General features: G+C 64.1%; 16 protein-coding genes, 2 tRNA genes and 1 pseudogene. 11 read left to right on the forward strand and 8 right to left on the reverse strand.

The window, feature by feature from the left end:
* The first annotated feature begins 9 nt into the window (after nt 1-9).
* Both ACT3SZ_RS07045 and ACT3SZ_RS07050 read left to right on the forward strand, forming a co-directional pair.
* Entirely contained in the window at nt 10-1,197 is a 1,188-nt protein-coding gene (locus tag ACT3SZ_RS07045) for a saccharopine dehydrogenase family protein (RefSeq protein WP_444617791.1), read from the forward strand.
* Between the two features lie 51 nt (nt 1,198-1,248).
* Complete coding sequence (locus tag ACT3SZ_RS07050; protein WP_444618060.1) at nt 1,249-1,644, forward strand: VOC family protein; 396 nt, start codon at nt 1,249-1,251, stop codon at nt 1,642-1,644.
* A gap of 96 nt (nt 1,645-1,740) precedes the next feature.
* Here ACT3SZ_RS07050 and ACT3SZ_RS07055 read toward each other — a convergent pair.
* From ACT3SZ_RS07055 to cmrA, 3 genes are all read right to left on the reverse strand, one after another.
* Nucleotides 1,741-1,816: transfer RNA gene (locus ACT3SZ_RS07055), tRNA-His, on the reverse strand.
* Between the two features lie 96 nt (nt 1,817-1,912).
* The gene (orn, locus tag ACT3SZ_RS07060) at nt 1,913-2,542 is read right to left on the reverse strand and encodes an oligoribonuclease (protein ID WP_444617792.1); all 630 of its coding nucleotides are present in this window, start codon (nt 2,540-2,542) and stop codon (nt 1,913-1,915) included.
* 50 nt (nt 2,543-2,592) lie between these two features.
* Complete coding sequence (cmrA, locus tag ACT3SZ_RS07065) at nt 2,593-3,426, reverse strand: mycolate reductase (RefSeq protein ID WP_444617793.1); 834 nt, start codon at nt 3,424-3,426, stop codon at nt 2,593-2,595.
* A 304-nt stretch (nt 3,427-3,730) separates the two neighbouring features.
* Between cmrA and ACT3SZ_RS07070 the strand changes: the two genes are divergently transcribed.
* The 3 genes from ACT3SZ_RS07070 to ACT3SZ_RS07080 all read left to right on the forward strand — a co-directional run bounded on the left by ACT3SZ_RS07070 (nt 3,731) and on the right by ACT3SZ_RS07080 (nt 8,037).
* Nucleotides 3,731-5,398: an SLC13 family permease gene (locus tag ACT3SZ_RS07070; protein ID WP_444617794.1), complete on the forward strand. Its 1,668-nt coding sequence runs from the start codon at nt 3,731-3,733 to the stop codon at nt 5,396-5,398.
* A 95-nt stretch (nt 5,399-5,493) separates the two neighbouring features.
* Nucleotides 5,494-6,702: an acyltransferase family protein gene (locus tag ACT3SZ_RS07075; RefSeq protein ID WP_444617795.1), complete on the forward strand. Its 1,209-nt coding sequence runs from the start codon at nt 5,494-5,496 to the stop codon at nt 6,700-6,702.
* A gap of 51 nt (nt 6,703-6,753) precedes the next feature.
* Nucleotides 6,754-8,037 (forward strand): alpha/beta hydrolase, encoded by a 1,284-nt coding sequence (locus ACT3SZ_RS07080; RefSeq protein ID WP_444617796.1) that lies wholly within the window; start codon nt 6,754-6,756, stop codon nt 8,035-8,037.
* Nucleotides 8,038-8,058: 21 nt separating this feature from the next.
* On the opposite strand, the gene ACT3SZ_RS07085 is transcribed toward ACT3SZ_RS07080, so the two are convergent.
* Complete coding sequence (locus ACT3SZ_RS07085; RefSeq protein ID WP_444617797.1) at nt 8,059-8,337, reverse strand: hypothetical protein; 279 nt, start codon at nt 8,335-8,337, stop codon at nt 8,059-8,061.
* Between the two features lie 249 nt (nt 8,338-8,586).
* On the opposite strand from ACT3SZ_RS07085, the pseudogene ACT3SZ_RS07090 reads away from it, so the two are divergent.
* Nucleotides 8,587-8,946, forward strand: a pseudogene (locus ACT3SZ_RS07090) (transposase); the annotation flags it as partial.
* Nucleotides 8,947-9,155: 209 nt separating this feature from the next.
* Here ACT3SZ_RS07090 and ACT3SZ_RS07095 read toward each other — a convergent pair.
* On the reverse strand, nt 9,156-9,827 hold the full coding sequence (locus tag ACT3SZ_RS07095; RefSeq protein ID WP_444617798.1) for an HNH endonuclease: 672 nt from the start codon (nt 9,825-9,827) through the stop codon (nt 9,156-9,158).
* A 1,053-nt stretch (nt 9,828-10,880) separates the two neighbouring features.
* Here ACT3SZ_RS07095 and ACT3SZ_RS07100 point away from each other — a divergent pair.
* Nucleotides 10,881-11,744, forward strand: coding sequence for a DUF1963 domain-containing protein (locus ACT3SZ_RS07100; RefSeq protein WP_444617800.1), 864 nt, complete (start codon nt 10,881-10,883; stop codon nt 11,742-11,744).
* Nucleotides 11,745-11,907: 163 nt separating this feature from the next.
* On the opposite strand, the gene ACT3SZ_RS07105 is transcribed toward ACT3SZ_RS07100, so the two are convergent.
* The 3 genes from ACT3SZ_RS07105 to ACT3SZ_RS07115 all read right to left on the reverse strand — a co-directional run bounded on the left by ACT3SZ_RS07105 (nt 11,908) and on the right by ACT3SZ_RS07115 (nt 13,478).
* Nucleotides 11,908-12,525 carry a hypothetical protein gene (locus tag ACT3SZ_RS07105; protein WP_444617801.1) on the reverse strand — a complete coding sequence of 206 codons (618 nt, stop codon included), beginning with the start codon at nt 12,523-12,525 and terminating at the stop codon, nt 11,908-11,910.
* Nucleotides 12,526-12,574: 49 nt separating this feature from the next.
* Nucleotides 12,575-12,913: a hypothetical protein gene (locus ACT3SZ_RS07110; protein ID WP_444617802.1), complete on the reverse strand. Its 339-nt coding sequence runs from the start codon at nt 12,911-12,913 to the stop codon at nt 12,575-12,577.
* Nucleotides 12,914-13,404: 491 nt separating this feature from the next.
* Nucleotides 13,405-13,478: transfer RNA gene (locus ACT3SZ_RS07115), tRNA-Arg, on the reverse strand.
* Nucleotides 13,479-13,558: 80 nt separating this feature from the next.
* Here ACT3SZ_RS07115 and ACT3SZ_RS07120 point away from each other — a divergent pair.
* The 4 genes from ACT3SZ_RS07120 (at nt 13,559) to ettA (ending at nt 19,512) form a co-directional block, all read left to right on the forward strand.
* A complete protein-coding gene (locus tag ACT3SZ_RS07120; RefSeq protein ID WP_444617804.1) occupies nt 13,559-15,784 on the forward strand; it encodes a cytochrome c oxidase assembly protein in 2,226 nt (741 codons plus the stop codon).
* A gap of 216 nt (nt 15,785-16,000) precedes the next feature.
* Nucleotides 16,001-16,615, forward strand: coding sequence for a single-stranded DNA-binding protein (locus tag ACT3SZ_RS07125; protein ID WP_444617806.1), 615 nt, complete (start codon nt 16,001-16,003; stop codon nt 16,613-16,615).
* Nucleotides 16,616-16,667: 52 nt separating this feature from the next.
* On the forward strand, nt 16,668-17,579 hold the full coding sequence (locus ACT3SZ_RS07130; RefSeq protein WP_444617807.1) for a hypothetical protein: 912 nt from the start codon (nt 16,668-16,670) through the stop codon (nt 17,577-17,579).
* A gap of 262 nt (nt 17,580-17,841) precedes the next feature.
* A complete protein-coding gene (ettA, locus tag ACT3SZ_RS07135) occupies nt 17,842-19,512 on the forward strand; it encodes an energy-dependent translational throttle protein EttA (RefSeq protein WP_444617809.1) in 1,671 nt (556 codons plus the stop codon).
* The last annotated feature ends 80 nt before the right edge of the window (nt 19,513-19,592 follow it).

Here is a 19,592-nt window from a genome sequence, read left to right on the forward strand (position 1 = left end):
GAGGACGCGATGGCAGACAGGACGTCGGGACGCACGTACGACGTCGTGCTGCTGGGTGCCACCGGGTTCGCCGGTGGGCTCACCGCCGACTACCTCGCCGCGAACCTGCCCGAGGGCGGACGCCTGGGCCTCGCCGGACGCAACCGCGACCGGCTCGAGGCGGTGCGCGACCGACTCGCCGGCAGCGGCCGGGAGATCGGCCTGCTGCACGCCGACGTCACCGACCCGTCCTCTCTGACCGATGTCGCGCGGTCGACGAAGGTCGTGGTCAGCACCGTGGGGCCCTACCTCGAGTACGGGGCCGCGCTGGTCAGTGCCTGCGCCGAGGCGGGGACGGACTACGTCGACCTGACCGGCGAACCGGAGTTCGTCGACCGGATGTTCCTGGAAAACGACGCCACCGCGCGTGCCACCGGTGCGCGTCTCGTGCATTCCTGCGGTTTCGACTCCGTCCCCCACGACCTGGGGGTGCTCTACACCGTCCGGCAACTGCCGCAGGGGGTCCCGACCGAGGTCCGCGGGGTGGTGCGGACCAATGCGGAGTTCTCCGCCGGCACCCTGCATTCGGCGTTGACGCAGATGTCGCGGCTGCGTCCCATGGCGCAGGCGGCGTCCGAACGTCGGCGCGTGGAGTCCCAGTCGGTGGAGTCCCAGCCGGCGGGGCGCCGGTCCCGGCTGCGGACGGGGCGGCCGCGTCGTGACCGGGTCACGGACACCTGGCTGATCCCGTTGCCCACGATCGACGGTCAGGTCGTCGTCCGATCCGCACGGGCTCGCGAGGAGTACGGGCCGGAGTTCACCTACACCCACAACGCGGGGGCGAAGCGGTTCAGGACGGTCCCCGTGTCGATCCTGGGCTTCGTCCTGGGGGTGGCGGCGATCCAGGTGCCGCGCCTGCGTCGCGCCGTCGCCGGACGCTTCACTGCAGGTGAGGGCCCGTCGCAGGAACGTCGCGACGGTTCCTGGTTTACCGTCGACGTGGTGGGCACCGCCGCTGGACGCACCGTGCACACCCGGGTAAGTGGTGGGGACCCCGGCTACACCGAGACGGCCACGATGCTGGCGGAGTCCGCCCTGTCGTTGGCCTTCGACGACAACCCGGACGTCGCCGGGCAGCAGACCACCGCCGCGGCGATGGGGGACAACCTCATCGACCGGCTCACGGCGGCGGGGATCAGCTTCGAGACGCTTTCCTAGATACTCGGGTTGCCGCCGGCGGGTAGTCTCGGGCCGATGAGCACACCCAGCATCCGGATCACCCTGACCAACGTGATCGTCGACGACACCCGCAAAGCCGAGGCTTTCTACATCGACAAGCTCGGATTCGTGAAGAAGCACGACATCTCGCTCGGTGAGGGGCCGGACGACCGGTGGCTCACCGTGGTCTCCCCGAAGGACCCGGAGGGCACCGAGCTGCTCCTCGAGCCGTCCGGCCACCCGGCCGCGGCACCGTTCAAGGAGGCGCTGTACACCGACGGCGTTCCGTACACGCAGTTCAGCGTGGACGACGTGACTGCCGAGTACGACCGGCTCGTGGCCCTCGGAGTCCGCTTCACCCAGCCGCCCCTGGAGATGGGGGACGTGACCACCGCCGTGCTGGACGACACCTGTGGCAACCTCATCCAACTGGTGCACCAGGGCTAGCAGCGGCCAGCGGCGCGCAGCGGCCCGCTGCGGAAGACAGAAACCCCGCGCCGTCCTGCTTCGTAAAAGAAGCGGGGACGATGCGGGGTGTCTCTTTGGGGTGGCTGACGGGACTCGAACCCGCGACACCCAGGATCACAACCTGGTGCTCTACCAGCTGAACTACAGCCACCATGCATGCACAACGGCAACCAGGCCCGGCGTCGTTGCTGCAGCGGGATTCATACTAGACCACGCTCGGCAAGCGCGCCAAACTGGGTGCACAGAGTCAAACGGGGTGGGCCTCGGTGGCTGCGTCGGAGGCGTTTTTCGCCTCAGCGTTGGTGGGGCCGGGGGAGGGGACGAACAGTGCGCGACGGTAGTAGTCGAGCTCGCGAATGGACTCACGGATGTCCGCCAGCGCGCGGTGCTGCATGCCCTTGGCCGGCTGATTGCTGTAGGCCCGCGGGTACCAGCGGCGGGCGAGCTCCTTGATCGAGGAGACGTCGATCATGCGGTAGTGCAGGAAGCCGTCCAGATCAGGCATGTAGCGGGAGATGAACTTGCGATCGCTGGCGATCGAGTTGCCGGCCAGCGGCGCGGCACCGGCGATGGGCACGTACTTCTTCAGGTACTCCACGACCTGTGCCTCGGCGTCGGCCACGCTGACCGGGCTCTGACGGATCTGTTCGGTCAGCCCGGAATCGCCGTGCATCTTGGTGACGAAGTCGTCCATGCCGGCGAGTTCCTCATCGGTGGCGTGGATGACGATGTCGATGCCCTCGTCCAGTGCGTTCAGCTCGGCGTCGGTGACGACCACGGCGATCTCGACGAGCACGTGGTGGTCCGGGTCGAGCCCGGTCATCTCGCAGTCGGCCCAGACGATCCGGTCATTTTTAGCGATCTGGTTCGGTGTCATTGCGGTCTTGTCCTTTTCCTCTGGCCTTGTTCCTCTGGCCTTGTGTTCTTCTAGTCCTGCGACATGCGCGAGTACGCCGCGCCGAATAGCGGTGCGGTGAGGCGACGGGGCACGTAGGTGGAGACCACGTTCGCGACCTTCGACAGCCCGCCGGGCACCACGCGCAACTTGTTGGCGGCCAGGGCGTCCAGCGTTTCGGTCGCGCAGTCCGGGTACGTCGTCCACACGAAGTCGGGGGTCGCCCGGTCGACGATCGTACGCTCGGCGTCCTCCTTGACCTCCTCGCGCACCGGCCCGGGTGCGAGCAGGGTGCAGCGCACACCGGTCTTCTTCAACTCGTAATGCAACGCCTCGGTGAAGGTGTTGACCATGGCCTTGGTCCCCACGTAGGTGGCGTTGTTGGGGATCGCGGCGTTGCCCGCGACGGACCCGACGTTGATGATGCCGGCGTCCCCGCTGGCCACCATGCGCGGGATGACGGCGGCGGTGAGGTCGAACACCGCGGTGGCGTTGAGCTCGAACTGCACCTTCTCGTAGGACGGCTCGAGCGTGCGGAACTGGCCGAAAGTGGCCACGCCGGCGGAGTTGACGATGATGTTGACGTCGCGTCCGGCGAGCTCTTCAATCAGGACGCCGCGGGCATCGGCGTCGGCGAGGTCGCAGGGGCGGATCTCGACCGCCACGTCCGGACGGGCCGCGGCGAGCTCCTCGCGGATCTGCTCCATCGGCCCGGTCGTGCGTGCGACGAGCAGGAGGTTGTGTCCGCGACGTCCCAGTTCCAGGGCGATCGCCTGCCCGATGCCGGACGAGGCACCGGTGACGACGGCGACACGGTCCGGCCCCGGTGCCGGCAGCGAATGGTGGCGGGGGGAACGACGGAACACGGTGGTGGGACTCCTGAGATGTAGTGGACGGGACGTCATCTCAGGTTACATGGGGGCCATCGTGCGGGCGGGGGCTGGAAATGACGGGGGAAGCGGGGGCTGGACACGGTGTGGGAAACGGGGGTGGCGACTGTGTGGCGGCCGACTCAATTGACTACGGTAGGCGGGTCGCGCACGCGGGTGGGGGTGACGTTTGAGGACGTCACTACCCCCACGATCAACCCCGCCCCGCGTATCATTAGCCGCGGGATACTACCAGGTTTACCCTGTAGCTGACGTTCACTGCCCCAAGAGAGGACACAACATGTCTGCCAAAGCTGGCGAGGACGCTAACCCGTCAGAGCCCGACCAGCCGTCAGGCCCGGTCGCCACCGAGAGCCCTGAACCCACCGAGTCCGCTGAGCCCTCTGGGCCCACCGACTCCACAGAGACCGACTCCCCAGAGACCGAACGCACCTCCAATCGCAAGCGGTTTATCGGCCTGGGCGTCGGTGTCGTCCTGGCCGTCCTTATCTACTTCCTGTTCCCGTCGAACGCCGCCGACGTGGTGAACGAGGCGCATCCCGACAATGAGAACGGCCCGTTCGGGCTGAGTGCCATGGCCATCACCGCCGCGGTGATGGTGCTCATGGGTGCCTGGTGGATGACCGGGGCTCTGCCCCTGGCGGCCACTGCGATGGTCCCTCTCGTGGCATTCCCGATCCTGCAGGTCGCGCCCATGGGTGATGTGTCGGCGCCGTATGCGGATCCGACGATCTTCCTCTTCATGGGCGGGTTCATCCTCGCCCTGGGCATCCAGCGCTGGGGTCTGCATCGCCGACTTGCACTGCTGGTCGTCTACGCGGTGGGCACCAAGCCCAAGCAGCTGGTGCTTGGCTTCATGATCGCCACCGGTTTCATGTCCATGTGGGTCTCGAACACAGCGACTGCCGTGGTCATGCTTCCTATCGGTGTGTCCGTGCTGGCGCTGACCGCCGACCGTGTCGGTGGTTGGGATCACCAGAAGAAGTTCGCCACGGCCCTGATGCTGGCGATCGCCTACTCTGCCTCCATTGGTTCGCTGGGTACCTTGATTGGTACTCCGCCGAACGCCTTCATGGCGGCGTACATGAACTCCACGCACGGTATCGAGATCGGTTTCGGACGCTGGATGATGGTCGGACTTCCCCTGGCCATCGTGTTCATCGTCCTGGCGTGGCTGGTCTTGATCACCGTGTTCAAGCCCGAGATGAAGGAGATCCCCGGCGGCAAGGAACTGATCCGCAAGGAGATCGACGACATGGGCAAGATCACGCGCCCCGAGGTCGTCGCCGGCATCATCTTCCTGTGCACCGCCGTCGCCTGGATCGTGATTCCGCTGCTCGCCGAGTACGTGGAGTGGTGGTCCATCTCCATCGCCGACGCTGCGATCGCCATGACCGCCGCCGTGGTGATGTTCATCGTCCCGGTCAACGGTCGCGGTACCCGCGTCATGGACTGGGAGCACGCCAAGGCGCTGCCGTGGGACGTCCTGATTCTCTTCGGTGGTGGCCTGTCGCTATCGTCGATGGTCACCGCGTCCGGCCTGTCACTGTGGATCGGTGAGATGGTCAAGGGCCTCGAGGTGCTGCCGATCGTGCTCCTGGTCGCCGCCATCGCCTTCGTCGTCCTGGCGCTGACAGAGTTCACCTCGAATACGGCCACCGCCGCCACGTTCATCCCGATCATGGGCGGCGTCGCTGTCGGCATCGGCCTGACCGGCGACGGCATGATCAATGTCCTGATCCTCGTGATTCCCACGGCGCTGGCCGCCACCTGTGCGTTCATGCTGCCGGTGGCCACGCCGCCGAACGCGATCGCCTACGGTTCCGGTTACGTCAAGGCCGGCGACATGCTCAAGGGCGGTATCTGGCTCAATGTCGTCGCCGTCTTCCTCATCACAATTACCGTGTTTGCCCTGGCTGTTCCGGTATTCGGGTTGACGTTCGGCTGACCGAATCCCCCACGCGGGTCGTTTCCCTGTGGGGGTCGCTGCATAGTAGCGTCAGGCAGTGAATGCCAGGCTATGCAGAAAGTGAGCGGATCACAGTGCCCTCCGACGAAGTTTCTCCGTCCTCGGAAGGGCAGAGCTCGCCAGATGGCCGCGCCCGCGCGGCGGCAACCGCCGTGCAGGACGCAGCGAGCGCCGCGTCCGGCACCGCCGGAGCGTCCGGCACGCTCGGTGCGTCCGGCGGGGGAGGACGCATCGGCCGGGTCGGCTGGGTGGACGCGGCCAAGGGCCTGTGCATCCTGCTGGTCGTGAGCGGCCACGCGATCATCACCCTGAATAACAACGGCTACGATACCGGTGCCTGGGAACACATCAACATGTTGATCGGCCCGGTGCGTATGCCGCTGTTCTTCCTGTTGTCCGGCCTTTTTGCGGCGAAGGCGTTGTCGGAGAGCTGGCGGAAGTTCGCCGATCGCCGAGTGTGGATCATGGTCTGGCTGTTCGTCCTCTGGGTGCCGATCCGTGCAGTTTGGCTGTCGCTGATCCCCGACACCAACGTGGGGCACAGCGGGGACATTCCCGCCCCGCGGGCAGCGGACCCGGAGAACTGGCTGCCGATGCTGGAGGGCATCGGGCGCTCCGTGCTGGGGCCGCCGTCCTACCTGTGGTTCCTGTACGCGTTGGCGCTGTTCGCGGTGCTGTCGAAGCTCACGCGCAAGGTTCCGCCGCTGATTCAGATCGCGGTGGCGGGTGCGGTGAGCATGCTCAGCCCCATGGCGGAATTCGGCTGGCCGTGGAATGACATCCTCCACACTTACGTCTTTTACCTGGTGGGGATGTACGCAGCACCGTGGATCCACCGCATGGCGCAGATGCGCTCGTTGTGGATTATCGGGGGATGCACCGCCCTCTACGCCGCGGTGGCCCTGTGGGTAGACGCCACCAATGATCACTTCCTCATCGGACTCAATGGGCCGCTGAAGGTCTTCCTGGCCTCGGTGGGGATCATCGCGGTGATCAGCGCGTTCTCTTATATGGAGTCGTGGCGGATCACCGTGCCGTTCAGCAAGGTCGGCTCGCGGACGCTGCCGGTGTTCCTGATGCACATCATGGTGCTGGCCACGGTCATTTTCGTGTTCAACCTGCTGCTTCCGGCGGATCCGGGGCTTCCGTTGCAGCCGTTGATCCTCGGGGTTATCGCGGTGGTGTTGAGCTTGGCGCTGCACAAGGTGTTGATGTCGTGCGGGTTCGCGTGGCTGTTCCGTCGCCCGCAGTGGTTGCGCAGGGGACACCTTTCCGCGACATAAGACCTGTTAGTATCTTCATGGAATCAACCCTGACTTTTCCTGAGGATCTTTATGCCCCGCAATGCTCGAACGCGCGTGGCCGCCGCAGCAGTGGCCGCCGTCCTGCCCCTGTCCGTCCTTGGTGCGTCCCCCGCGGTCGCGGACGAGTCTAGCGCTTCGGGGCAGACGTCCGCCGTCCCGAACTCGACGTTCAGCGGCACCGCGGACATCGTCACCCGTTTCGATTCGCGCTCGGAAGCGGAGGGCGACGGTTACGTCGAGGAGTCGAAGGCCGGCTGGCGCGACTACGTCTACGACGCCGACGGCGGGGCGAGGTTCGAGCGCATGGAGGAGCTCAAGGTCACCTCCAAGGCGATGGGCGGCCGGGAGATTCCGGTGGTGACCATCAAGGCGAAGAGCGAGAATGCGCCCACGGTCTACCTGCTCAACGGTGCCGACGGTGGCGAGGGCGCGGCGAACTGGCTGAAGCAGACCACCGCCGTGGACTTCTACGGCAAGCGCACCAGCGATGTGAACGTGGTGATCCCGATGGCCGGGCGCATGTCGTACTACACCGACTGGCAGCAGTCGACCGACACGCTGGACACCGACGGCAACGGTAAAGGCAGCACGCAGATGTGGGAGACGTTCTTGACCCAGGAGCTCCCCGGGCCGATCGAGTCGCACCTGGAGGCCAACGACAAGCGGGCGATCATCGGCATGTCCATGACCGGCTCGACCTCGTTGGTGTACGCGCAGAAGTACCCGGGTTTCTACGACGCGGTCGGCGCCTACTCCGGCTGTGCGGCGACGTCCGGACGATTCTCCGCGGCCACGCAGCTGATCCTGGACCGCGGGAATGCCTCGTTCGAGCAGATGTGGGGCGACCCGAACGGTACCGTCGCCCGCGAGAACGACGCCCTGGTCAACGCCGACAAACTGGCCGATCAGCACAACATCTACGTCTCCTCGGGCACGGGGCTGCTCGGTGAGCACGACGTGACGTCCGGCGACGTCCTCAACGGCAACGGGATCGGCATGATCGTGCCGATGACCGAGGGTTTTGCCATCGAGGCGGGTAGCAACGTGTGCACCCAACTGCTGAAGTCGACGACCGACCAGGCCGGCATCACCGAGGAGTCCAACAACCTCGTCTACAACCTGCACTCCACGGGCACGCACCAGTGGGCCTACTGGCAGGACGACATGTTCGAGTCCTGGCCGGTCATCGCCGAGGGCCTCGGCTTCAACGAGGACGATGCCCGCACGCAGACCGAGCAGGCCAAGGCCGACTACCTGGAGGCCAACCCGGGCTTGGGTGCGGAAGGCTCCACGCCGACCTCGTCGCTGCAGTAGAGCGTCGAGGGTGGGGGAGGGTCACACGGTCAGTGTGACCCTGTCCAGCGCTCGCTTCCTGCACAGTTCGCATTCGCGCTGCTGCACGACCGTGAACGTCGGCGTCGCCTCCTCCTGGATGGTCTCCCATTGTCCCCAGACGTGGCGGCAATCGTCGAGCTGCTTCGTAGCAGCCCGTTGGACGGCCCGGCGTTTTCTTCCGAACCCCTCGATCGTTCCGTTCGACTTCTCCTCCATTGAGAGGACGAGCCACATCGTCAACCAGGTGACGAGAGCGGCGATCAGCGCTGAGAGGAACATGCAGGTCAGGATCATGGTCGTGGCCTTCCGGGCAGTGCGGCAGGATTCACCCTCGTGGTGGCGTGCATGTCGGACCTCTCCTCTGGTTGCATCGGTAAAACAATCATAGGGGAGGGGGCGGACATGAACGCGGCGCGCGCCGGAACCGTTGGCCTGCGTATCGAACGCTACGTTCGACTGCTTAGCCGAGAAGGTACATCAGGCCGCCCTGTCCGGTCTTCTCGAAATGGACATTGGCCGGTGACCGTTCCGACATCCCTGGCGCTGGGCCGCCTGGCCGGCACTGCACCGGGCACACGGCGGTCCGGCACGTCAATCCGTGGGGAGTGCCCTGCCCGGTCCGGCAATAAAAGGCTCAAGAACCCGCTTTTCAGATCCGCGCGGGTCGCACGAACTGTCACAACGCATCTCGGTCGTACTATGCCCAGCTGCGAGGTGAGGGTAAGCGGCACAACGTAAGCGGTGTTGTGCCTGGCCAGGCCTCGGTGCAACGTCCTGCTTGTGATGCTGACCCGAGGTGAGTTCTTCCGGGAGCAGCCACCGCGACCAATAGCGGAGTCTGCAGCAGCCAAGATCCCGAGAATCGAGTCCCTGCCGCCGAGGCCTTAGGTGGTGCACCCCAGCATTCGGGCGCACCGTCAACGTCCGTATGTTCAAAGCGTCGCCATCGGCAATCAGTCACACAAGGTAGAGAGATTTCGGTTGAAGAGTTGGCAACCTACATAGGGCCCCGACATCACCGTCGGGGCTGGGCGAAATAGGGGTGATTGTGAGAATGACGAATCATGCTCGTGTTACCGCGTAGTAGGTAATAGAAGCTATTCTCGAGCCTGCAAGACGTAGTACTTACACCGTTGCTTATAGCGATTAATGTCTTCCGAAGTTACGGAGTCTCGCTTTCTGGAATTGCAGGAATAGTGTGCCGCCTGCACATTTCCGAACCAATGATGTCCGCCTTTTTTGAGGGGGACGATGTGGTCGATCGTGCCAGCCATTCGTTCAGGGTGACGGAGGTAAGGATCTATATTTTCACCGCAGATTCCGCATTTGAAGTTATCATTCTTCAGGACGGTTGTGGTGTCCACATTTCCAAGCCAGAGATTCATCTCAATGGCTCTCCTGGTCCTTTGAGATGCATCTGGTACTGGCTGTTCTGAATTCAGTAAGAGTACCGCTAGTTGTTCCCATTCGTCGCGCGCAATCAATCCCCGCTCGATCGCCGACCATCTAGTACTGTCAATGTAGCTAGATTCCCTTGGGTCGATCGGCTCGATTCGCTGGCCTGAACCCTCGAATTCTCCTTTTGTGATATCGCCGACGTTTATTATAGGACGGCTATTATCCATTATATCTTTGTGTTTACGTAGGTACATTAGTATAATGATAAAGATTATTATCAGTACCGGGGAGACATAGAAGCCCACTTCGCGACCCTCTAGGTTCGCCCACCATTCGCCGACCTCGCCTGAAGAAAGATATAGGTTTATCATGGCTGTGCTCCGCACTGTAAGCTCGCTGCTATATAATGTCTGAAATCATGTGTTACTGCGGCGTCGCTGCTGGGCCGCGGAACAATACGGTAAATATACACTAGGAATCTTTGCTTCCGCAGGGGTTTTTATCCTCTACATTCGGTCCATTATTGCGGCACATGCGAACCTAGTGGCCCTTTTCGTGCGACTTGTACGAGAGAGCCACCCGCAGCGCACGATCCCCATTGACCGGCTCAGTGGCACAGACGCCGATAATGCCTTCGCAAGCAGGTCGGCGTCTCCGGAGAGTGACGGGGCCAGTCAGTCATCGTGGAGCTCCCGCGGGAGATCCGGTGGCATACGTGGGTTGGCTGTCGCCGCCTGCTCCACCGCATCCCGAGACGCCAGCGGGTAGGTCGGCATCGCCTTGTAGCCCCGATGCCGCGCCGTGGTGATCGAGGCTATACTGAACGATTCACGACCAGGCAGGGCGAACTTCCGACCCTTCTCGACGTATCAAGTCGCCGGGGCCGGTCCCGGCGCTGTCGGAATGGCCCTTTCTGCCCCTTCGCCGGCAAGAAGTTGTCATCCCAGGCATTGATTGCGGAGAACTGTGCCGGTTCGTTGACGAGGTGAATCCGCCACCAACCCAGGTTAAGTTACCGGTGACCGCTAAGATCTGCGGTGATCAGCGGGTTCAAGTTCACGGCCTTCTTCCCGGCGATCTTCGCGTTGCCGCCCCTGTTCCTTCTGCCAACGCGCCCAGGGCGTTCCTGATCTTAAGCTCGTCGAGCGGCTCCAGCCCGTAGGCGCTGAGGGGGTCGAGTCCATAGGAGGTGCACATAAGCCGAGTGCAGCCCGTGGACGAGTATCCGGATAGAGGCTGACCCGCGAGGAGTCGGGGCTGCTCAACTCAATGGGGCAGGCCGCTGGGGGATGCGTTTGTCGACAGTACGGCCTGTTCAGGACGCGCTTATCCGGTCTTTCGTCAACTAAGGGTCATCATCGGAGGCACGCACCCACTTGGCTACCTCGGTCTGTGACCGTTCCATCACCTGTACCCCGAAGCGCATGTTCGACTCACTGGAGCAAGCCCGCAATGCTGCCGCGGAATTCATCGCCGAAGAGCACCTCGATGAGGCCATGAAAGTCCTCCGTCCTGGGATCGGACTGCGCCCGGCGGAACGGGATAGTTCGTCGGCGGTTGGGGGTAGCCGGCTGGGCGGAGAACCTGCCCTTCCTGCGGGAATTGAATGGCCACGGCCAGAATCAGGCGCACTGCCCTACGCGTTCATTTGTCAAATCGACTGCGCGGAGGCACATGCTCTGGGAGAGTTGGCCGCTGATCTCCCCGTCAGCGGACGCATTCTCGTTTTTTACGACGTGGAACTCGGTGAGGATGGGGACGCGGCCCGTGCGTCGCACGTCCTGTGGGACGACACTTCTGCCGACCAGTTGCGTACGGCGACAATGCCGGACGATCTGGCCGAGGCTGCGGAACACGGCACCGGCGGAAGCGGCGGATACCCAGCGGACTGCTACCATTCCCCGGCTCGTCCGATGACGCTGTTCCGTGGTGTGACTCCTCCCGGTCAGGATGATCCAGTGCTGGACGCTTTCATGGAGAGCCCCGTCAGTGATGGATGGGAGGACGAGTTCGGTGAGTTCGCGGGAGAATGCGGCGTGTTCATCACTCCGGAATGGCGCCACCACCAGGTCCTCGGTGCCCCTCAGCCGGAACAGTACGATCCCCGGATAGTCATGGATCTGCAACCTGATGACGAGGTGTCCCACTGGCGGTTACTCCTCCAGCTCAGCCTGTCAAACTGGCAGGCGGAGGAATTCGGCGAAGGGTCCGTGTACTTCCTCATCCGATATGACGATCTCGCACACCGCAGGTTTGACCGGGTGCAGGCGGTCTACCAACAGACGTAGCTCCTCTTTCTCCTATGGCAGGCTTACGAATCGCCGTCGGGAGTCCGCCATTTCGAGATTCTGGAATCAGGAGGATTGGGCAGGCGACCGAGTTGTTAATGTTGTGCGTAAGACGTCGTCCGCCAATGAACTTTCCTAATCCCGCCATGTTTCATAGATGCGTCTACGAGACCCTAGTGGTGCCTGTACCTTCGCGACTGATGATGAACGCGCTGGTCGTTCCCTTGACCCTGCAGGTCAATCCCTCGTACTCGGACTCGCAAAGGAAGTTCTCGGTCGCCCCGGCTGTTCCATAGTCGATTACCTGTGCAGACACGCCCTGGCGCTCCAACTCGCGAAACGCTCCAGCGTCGCCGGTCCGATTGATTCTCGGGATCCTCTCAGTGGTGCTGAATAGTACGGAACGAACACCGGTGTCAGACTCCTCGATATCGCATCGCAATTCATCCTGCTCAGGCATCATGATCGAGCATTTGATGTTCCTCGAAGGTGTCGTGAAGACTATGTAGTCGGAGACGCCGAGATGTCCGACGGTTGTGATGGGGACCTCGCTAGCGGTGGTGCTGGCCTCGTTCTCGCCCTGGTCGCTTTGGTCGTCGGCGTCGCCCGCGGGCTCCCGACCCTCAAGAGTGGGGTTTGGGCCTGCTTCGTCGGCTTCGGCGTCGGCTGCGGCGCTGTCCCCGGTCGGCGCGGAGGTGATTTCGGAGGTAGTCAACGGTGCCGGGTCTGCATCGGCATCGGTGTCTCCGTCGTCAGTACACGCGGTCAGGGTGATCGCCATGACACCAGCAGCAAGCGTCGATGTAATTCGGCGCAAGGTCTTCATGATGTCACCAGTTCCAGTTTCCGCCGTCGCCGCCCGTAACGGGGTACAGGCCCGTGGGATCGTCGACGAAGCCCACGAGGTAGGAACCGTCGGGCAGCCGGAGATTACCCAAGCTGATCGTATTCGGCTGGCCACGGTGGCCTTCGAGACCCTGGCCGGGGGCCAGCCAGCCGCAGTCGCCGGTCGCGGTGCCGGCGTGGACGAGGCCCAGGTCGATGATCGCGTCACGGTTCTGGCTGTACGTGCAGGTCGCGGCTGAGGCGGTGCCGGATGCGGCCACGGAGAGACCGCCAACGGTCAAGGCCGCCAGGCCAACAGAGGCGAGTTTCTTGGTAATAGACATGCTGAGCTCCTATTTTGCGGTAGATGAAACGTCGTCTGAGAAAGCACTATATGTCGATGTGCTTTCCTTGCGTAGTGCCACGGGGAATTTTCCCCGCGAGACCATGTAATGCCGGATCGTAGCAGGTAGGAGCGACTATCTACCTCCTTTTGGGGGTGCAATTAGGCCGGTAATGGTACGTTAATCTCGGTTACTAAGGGTGAAAATCTTATGTGGATGAGATTAGTCGGGGGACAATCGCCGGCCCGCGGGGAATAGGTCAGTGGACGCGATAGTCCTATAGGTGTGGGGGTGATGGCACCGGGCCGCACGCACGCCGTCGCGCGGCTGTGGCGGACCTCGTCCGGGAGGATGCTCGGTTGTCCTGAATGTGTGCGGCGGGGTGGACCCGTCAAGCGACTCCAAGCTGTCTTCCAAACTGAAGTAAAGGCATCCCGAGCAAAAAGAAAAACCGCCCACCCCACGTCAGTGCAGGTGAGCGGCCTATTTCGTGCCCCCGGCAGGATTCGAACCCGCGACCGACCGGGTAGAAACCGGTTGCTCTCATCCACTGAGCTACGGAGGCTTGCGCTAGTCATCGTAGTGCACAGCGGCAGCGGGGCGCGGAATCGGGGTACAGGGGTCTCGGCTAGTAACGTTCAGTGCATGTCCGACGCGGCCACCGCCACCGAATCAGTCAGCGGATCCTCCACAGGGGATCCGCAAAGTCCGTCCCGCCCCTCCCGTCCTGCCGGACGGATCGGCTCGCCAGTCGCCATCTACGTCATCGCCGCCGTCATGGCCGGGCTCGTCGCCGCCGTCATCGGCGACGCGTTCCTCGGCCAGTCGCGCGCGGCGCTCGGCATCAGCGACCCCGGACCCGTCACGTCCTGGGGCGTGCCCTGGGTGCGGGGGACGGGCACCGTCCTGGCGTGCCTCGGCATCGGCTCCTTCCTCATGAGCGCCTTCGGCGCGCAACCGGGGAAGGACGGCTACCTCGGCCTCGACGGCTACCGGGCGTCGCGCACGGCGACGTGGGCGATGGCCGGCTGGGCGTTGTGCGCCCTCCTGCTGGTCCCGCTGTACCTGTCGGACCTCTCCGGCCAGCCGCTGAAGGATACGCTGCAGCCCGACATGTGGGGCGTCGCCATCGCGCAGGTGTCGACGGCCAAGGCGATGCTCTGGATCGCCGGTATCGCCGGCGCGGTCGCCGTCCTGTCGCTGCTGACCAGGCGGTGGATCTGGCAGCCGGTGTTCTTCGTTCTCTCCGTGGCGTCGTTGATCCCTATCGCCCTTGAGGGGCACTCGGCCGCCGGCGGCAACCACGACTACGGCGTGAACTCGCTGCTGTGGCACATCATCTTGTCCGCGATTTGGATCGGCGGGCTGATGGCCCTGGTCGCCCACGCCGCACGGCGTGGACCCTTCCTCGCCGAGATCACCCGCCGCTACAGCTTCGTGGCGTTGTGCGCGATCATCGGCATCGCGGCGTCCGGCCTGATCAACGCGGGTATCCGCCTGTCATTCTCCGAGTGGTTTACCACCGACTACGGCCGCGTGATCGTGGCGAAGGCCGTGCTCACGCTCATCCTCGCTTTCCTCGGCTTCGCCCACCGGCGCTGGACGGTGCCGCAGCTCGAGGCGGACGAAGCGTCCGGCGCGAAGGCCACCGCCTGGTGGCGGCGCCCGTTCGTGCGTCTGGCGCTGGTGGAGATCTTCGTCATGGCCGCCACCGTCGGCGTCGCGTTGTCGCTGACCCGTATTGCGCCGCCTGTCGAGGCCGTCGCCGACATCACCCCGGCCGAACTGATCATGGGCTTCGACGTCTCCGAACCCTTCAGCCTGGTCGCGGTGCTCACCAACTGGCGCTTCGACCTGGTCTTCGGCACCGTCGCCCTGCTGCTGCAGGCCGTCTACATGTGGGCGTGGATTACGGTGCGTCGCCGCGGCGTGGAGTGGAAGACCAGTCGGCTGGTGTGGTGGACGCTCGGCAACCTCGTGCTGATCTTCGTCACCTGCTCCGGACTCGGCATGTACTCCATGGCGATGTTCGCCCCGCACATGCTGCAGCACATGGCGCTGACCATGCTGATCCCGGTGTTCTGGGTGCTCGGCGGTCCGATGACGCTCCTGCTGCGCGCTTTCCGGCCCGCCGGACGCAACGGCCTGCAGGGCCCCCGCGAATGGCTCGTGGTCTTCATCAACAACCCCGTCTCGCGGTTCCTGACGAACCCGATCGTGGCGTCCTTCCAGTTCGTGGTCGGTTTCTACGCGCTGTATCTGTCGGACCTCTTCAGCGATCTGGCGTCCGATCACGCCGGGCACCTGTTCATGATGACCCACTTCCTGATCTCCGGGTACCTCTTCTACTGGGTTGTCATCGGTGTGGACGCCGCGCCGCGCCAGCTCAGCCCGTTCATGAAACTGCTGATGACGCTGGCGTCGATGGCCTTCCACGCCTGGTTCGGCATCGCGATGATGCAGATGGCGCAGCCGCTGGCGGAGACCTACTACCTGTCGCTTCAACTGCCCTTCGACGTGGATCTCATGGAGCAGCAGCACACCGGCGGCGCGATCGCCTGGGGCCTCAGCGAGCTCCCGCTGTTGCTGGTCAGTACGGCGCATGCGGTGCAGTGGCTGCGCCAGGACCGTAAGGAGGCCGCCCGGTACGACCGCAAGGCCGAGCGCGACAACGACGCCGACCTGGACGCCTACAACTCCATGCTCGCTGGCCTCACGGAAGGACGCGACGACGCCGCGGACGCCTACTACCGCACCGAGTACCACGGCGAGGAAGTGCAAGGCTACGTGCACTCCGAGAAGGTCAAGCGCGAACAGCGCCACCGCGGGACCGGCGGACCCGGCGGTCCCAGCGACCCCACTCGGTCGTAGCAGGTCACAGCGCTTGCAGGGAGGCTGTGGACAACTTCCGTCCGAAAACGTCCGGCTTGTCCACAGGCGGCGGGCGGGCCGTTGACCCGGCGTGGGGACGCTGTGGATGATGGTCCAACCGGGGAAACGAGGTGGGGGACGGCTCCACCGACCACCGGGAGGCGGCCGGGGGCCGCCGCATAACCCGGGGGAAACCGGGGGAGGAGCGTGCCGGAGATGGCGCTACAGCAGATGTCCGTGACCATGACAGGCTTCGCCGCGACGCACCCGCAGCGGCACAACAACGTCAACAGGCTCGTCACCTTCCGCATGGCGTCCACGCCGAGCTGGAACGACAACGGGGAATGGAAGGACTCCGGCACCCTGTTCATCGACGTGCAGTGCTGGGGACGTCTCGGCCAGAACGTGCTGCAGAGCGTGGTGAAGGGCGCGCCGCTGGTCATCACCGGCCGGATGACGTCCTACACCTACGCCCCGGAGAACGCCCGCACGAACACCGAGGGCAAGGAGATTCTCCATACCCTCTGGCGCGTCTCCGCCTCGAACATCGGTCTCGACCTGAGCCATTCGCCATCGACCTGGTCGCGCCTCGACCGCGTCAAGGAACCACAGACGCAGGACGCACCGGCGGATGCGGCGGCATCGGCGTCGGCATCGACGTCGCCGTCGGAGAGCCTCGGCGGCTACTCGGCCGTCGGCACGTCCGGCGCCTCCAGTACATCCGGTACGTCCGGCACGTCCGGTACTGACGGGGACGCGGGCACCGACGCTGACGCGGCACCGGTCGATGACTTCGTCGCCGCCGCCGGCGACGCCGAGCCTGCCTTCTGACCGTTCGGGGACGGGCGGTCTGAAGGTCGAGGAGGTGGGGAACATCAAGTTCATGAGGACGAGCGAACTGCGTCGGACCATGACAGCGAAGAGGATCCGGGCGGCAGTCCGGAAAGGGGACCTCTTCCGCCTCGCCCAGGGGATCTATTGCGACGAGGAGCCGGACGACCGGACGGCCCTTGCCGCGCTCCATGAAATCCGCGGACTGGTGTACACGGGGAGCACGGCGATGAGCCTGTACCTTGACCTACCCATCCGGTGGCCCGTGGAAGCACGGTGCGCAGGTCAGGCTCGTCGTTCAGATCTCTACTCACTTCGCCGTGGCGTACCGGAGCGGATCCGGAAGGCAGGCGGAATCGCGCTGGTCAGCCCGTTGCAGGCTGCGCTCGATGCCGAGCTTCCGGACGCCGACCTCCGTGACTTCCTCGCGGATGCCTATCACAGTATCGGCGCGGAGAACGCCCTGGAACAGGACCTTTCGGCACTGGTTAAGGGGAGGAAACAGGCGCTGGTGTTGCTCGAGGGGGCGCCGATCGGTGCGATGAGCAAATTGGAGCGTCGGGCCTTCGAGATCGTGAGTGAGGCGTTGGCGGACCTCCCCGTCACCGTATTGGTTAACCGGATGGTCGGGAACTACTGCTACGACCTGGTCATCCCGGAGGCGCAAGTCGCCGTCGAGATCGACAGTTTCAGGTATCACGCGGCGGAGGGGGAAGGAGTCACGTTGGGGAGCTTCGTCAAGGAGCGGTGGAAGGACAATGAGATCTCCCACCACGGTTGGGTGCTGCAGCACTACACCGACGCCTGCATACGACGAGCTGCCGAACGCGTCGCCCGAGACATCAGGCGAGCCGTGCTTCCCCGGATCAACCGGCAGGCCCCGGCGATTCCCGAGAGTGACGAGGACGCCGTCATGCGGTGGCACCCGGCGGTGGGGTCCACCCGCGGGTACGCGGCAGGATAGTTCGCAGCAAGCAGCAAGGGGTACCAAGTTGGACCTGGGAGCGTTGAGTTGACCAACTCAACGCTCCCAGGTCCAACTTGGTACCCCGTCTGTGTCTGAGTCTCTGCGTGAGCCTTTCCCAGAACACCGGCGCCCGCTGAGGCAGGGGAGGGGGTATACGCATCTTCGGGGAAGCGTGGCGTGGTGGGGTAGGCTCGTCCAACGTATATGCAAGGGCTTCGACGCGCAGGCGCACGTAGCCAGGTAAACCGGAGGGAACACATTGGCCGAGTTCATCTACACGATGAAGAACGTACGCAAGGCTCACGGCGAGAAGGTCGTCCTCGACAACGTCACCATGAGCTTCTACCCGGGGGCGAAGATCGGTGTCGTCGGACCCAACGGCGCCGGTAAGTCCTCGCTGCTCAAGATCATGGCCGGCATCGACCAGCCGTCCAACGGTGAGGCGTTCATCGACCCGGGTGCCACCGTCGGCATCCTGCTGCAGGAGCCGCCGCTGAACGAGGAGAAGACCGTCCGCGGCAACGTGGAGGAGGGTCTCGGCGAGATCTTCGAGGTCAAGACTCGTTACGAGGCCATCGCCGAGGAGATGGCCACGAACTACACCGATGAGCTCATGGAGGAGATGACCGAACTCCAGGAGAAGATCGACGCGGCCGACGCCTGGGAGCTCGACTCCAAGATCGAGCAGGCGATGGATGCCCTGCGCTGCCCGTCGCCCGAGGAGATGGTGACCCACCTCTCCGGTGGTGAGCGTCGTCGCGTGGCCATGGCGAAGCTGCTGCTCAGCGAGCCGGACCTGCTGCTGCTGGATGAGCCGACCAACCACCTGGACGCCGAGAGCGTGCTGTGGCTGGAGAACCACCTGGCCAACTACAAGGGTGCGGTCCTGGCCGTCACTCACGACCGCTACTTCCTGGACCATGTCGCGCAGTGGATCTGCGAGGTCGACCGCGGCAAGCTCTTCCCCTACGAGGGCAACTACTCCACCTACCTGGAGACCAAGGCCGAGCGTCTCGAGGTCGCGGGCAAGAAGGACCAGAAGCTGCAGAAGCGCCTCAAGGAGGAGCTGGCGTGGGTCCGCTCCGGGGCGAAGGCACGTCAGGCCAAGAACAAGGCCCGTCTGCAGCGCTACGAGGAGATGGCGGCGGAGGCCGAGCAGTACAAGAAGCTCGACTTCGAGGAGATCCAGATCCCGACCCCGCCGCGCCTGGGCAACCAGGTCGTGGACGTGAAGAACCTGACCAAGGGTTTCGACGGTCGCACGCTGATCAAGGACCTGTCCTTCACCCTGCCGCGTAACGGCATCGTCGGCGTGATCGGCCCGAACGGTGTGGGTAAGTCCACGCTGTTCAAGACCATCGTGGGTCTGGAGCAGCCGGACGCCGGCGAGGTGCAGGTCGGCAAGACCGTGGAACTGAGTTACGTCGACCAGAACCGTGAGAACATCGACCCGGAGAAGACCGTCTGGCAGATCGTCTCCGAGGGGCTGGACTACATCATCGTCGGCCAGAACGAGATGCCCTCGCGTGCCTACCTGTCGGCCTTCGGATTCAAGGGCGGCGACCAGCAGAAGCCGGCGAAGGTGCTCTCCGGTGGTGAGCGCAACCGTCTGAACCTGGCGCTCACGCTGAAGATCGGCGGCAACCTGATCCTGTTGGATGAGCCGACAAATGACCTGGACGTCGAGACCCTGAGCTCGCTGGAGAACGCCCTGCAGAAGTTCCCGGGCTGTGCCGTGGTCATTTCCCACGACCGTTGGTTCCTGGACCGTACCTGCACCCACATCCTCGCGTGGGAGGGTAACTTCGCCGAGGGCCAGTGGTTCTGGTTCGAGGGTAACTTCGAGGATTACGAGAAGAACAAGGTCGAGCGCCTCGGTGCGGATGCGGCCCGGCCCACCCGGGTAACACATCGTCGGCTTTCCCGATAGAATCCTCTACGAGACAAAACAGGACTACTGCGGTTCCCGCTTCTCGGGCGGACCGTTCAGGCGGGGCCTCAGCGTCACAT

Source organism: Corynebacterium sp. AOP40-9SA-29 (assembly GCF_052377405.1).
GTDB lineage: Bacteria > Actinomycetota > Actinomycetes > Mycobacteriales > Mycobacteriaceae > Corynebacterium.

Bases quoted from the DNA above. Each gene is read 5' to 3' on its own strand.
- ACT3SZ_RS07045 (WP_444617791.1), top strand. From the start codon at position 10: ATGGCAGACAGGACGTCGGGACGCACGTACGACGTCGTGCTGCTGGGT.
- orn (WP_444617792.1), bottom strand. From the start codon at position 2,542: ATGACACCGAACCAGATCGCTAAAAATGACCGGATCGTCTGGGCCGAC.
- ACT3SZ_RS07070 (WP_444617794.1), top strand. From the start codon at position 3,731: ATGTCTGCCAAAGCTGGCGAGGACGCTAACCCGTCAGAGCCCGACCAG.
- ACT3SZ_RS07080 (WP_444617796.1), top strand. From the start codon at position 6,754: ATGCCCCGCAATGCTCGAACGCGCGTGGCCGCCGCAGCAGTGGCCGCC.
- ACT3SZ_RS07085 (WP_444617797.1), bottom strand. From the start codon at position 8,337: ATGTTCCTCTCAGCGCTGATCGCCGCTCTCGTCACCTGGTTGACGATG.
- ACT3SZ_RS07095 (WP_444617798.1), bottom strand. From the start codon at position 9,827: ATGATAAACCTATATCTTTCTTCAGGCGAGGTCGGCGAATGGTGGGCG.
- ACT3SZ_RS07100 (WP_444617800.1), top strand. From the start codon at position 10,881: ATGTTCGACTCACTGGAGCAAGCCCGCAATGCTGCCGCGGAATTCATC.
- ACT3SZ_RS07105 (WP_444617801.1), bottom strand. From the start codon at position 12,525: ATGGCGATCACCCTGACCGCGTGTACTGACGACGGAGACACCGATGCC.
- ACT3SZ_RS07110 (WP_444617802.1), bottom strand. From the start codon at position 12,913: ATGTCTATTACCAAGAAACTCGCCTCTGTTGGCCTGGCGGCCTTGACC.
- ACT3SZ_RS07120 (WP_444617804.1), top strand. From the start codon at position 13,559: ATGTCCGACGCGGCCACCGCCACCGAATCAGTCAGCGGATCCTCCACA.
- ACT3SZ_RS07125 (WP_444617806.1), top strand. From the start codon at position 16,001: ATGGCGCTACAGCAGATGTCCGTGACCATGACAGGCTTCGCCGCGACG.
- ACT3SZ_RS07130 (WP_444617807.1), top strand. From the start codon at position 16,668: ATGAGGACGAGCGAACTGCGTCGGACCATGACAGCGAAGAGGATCCGG.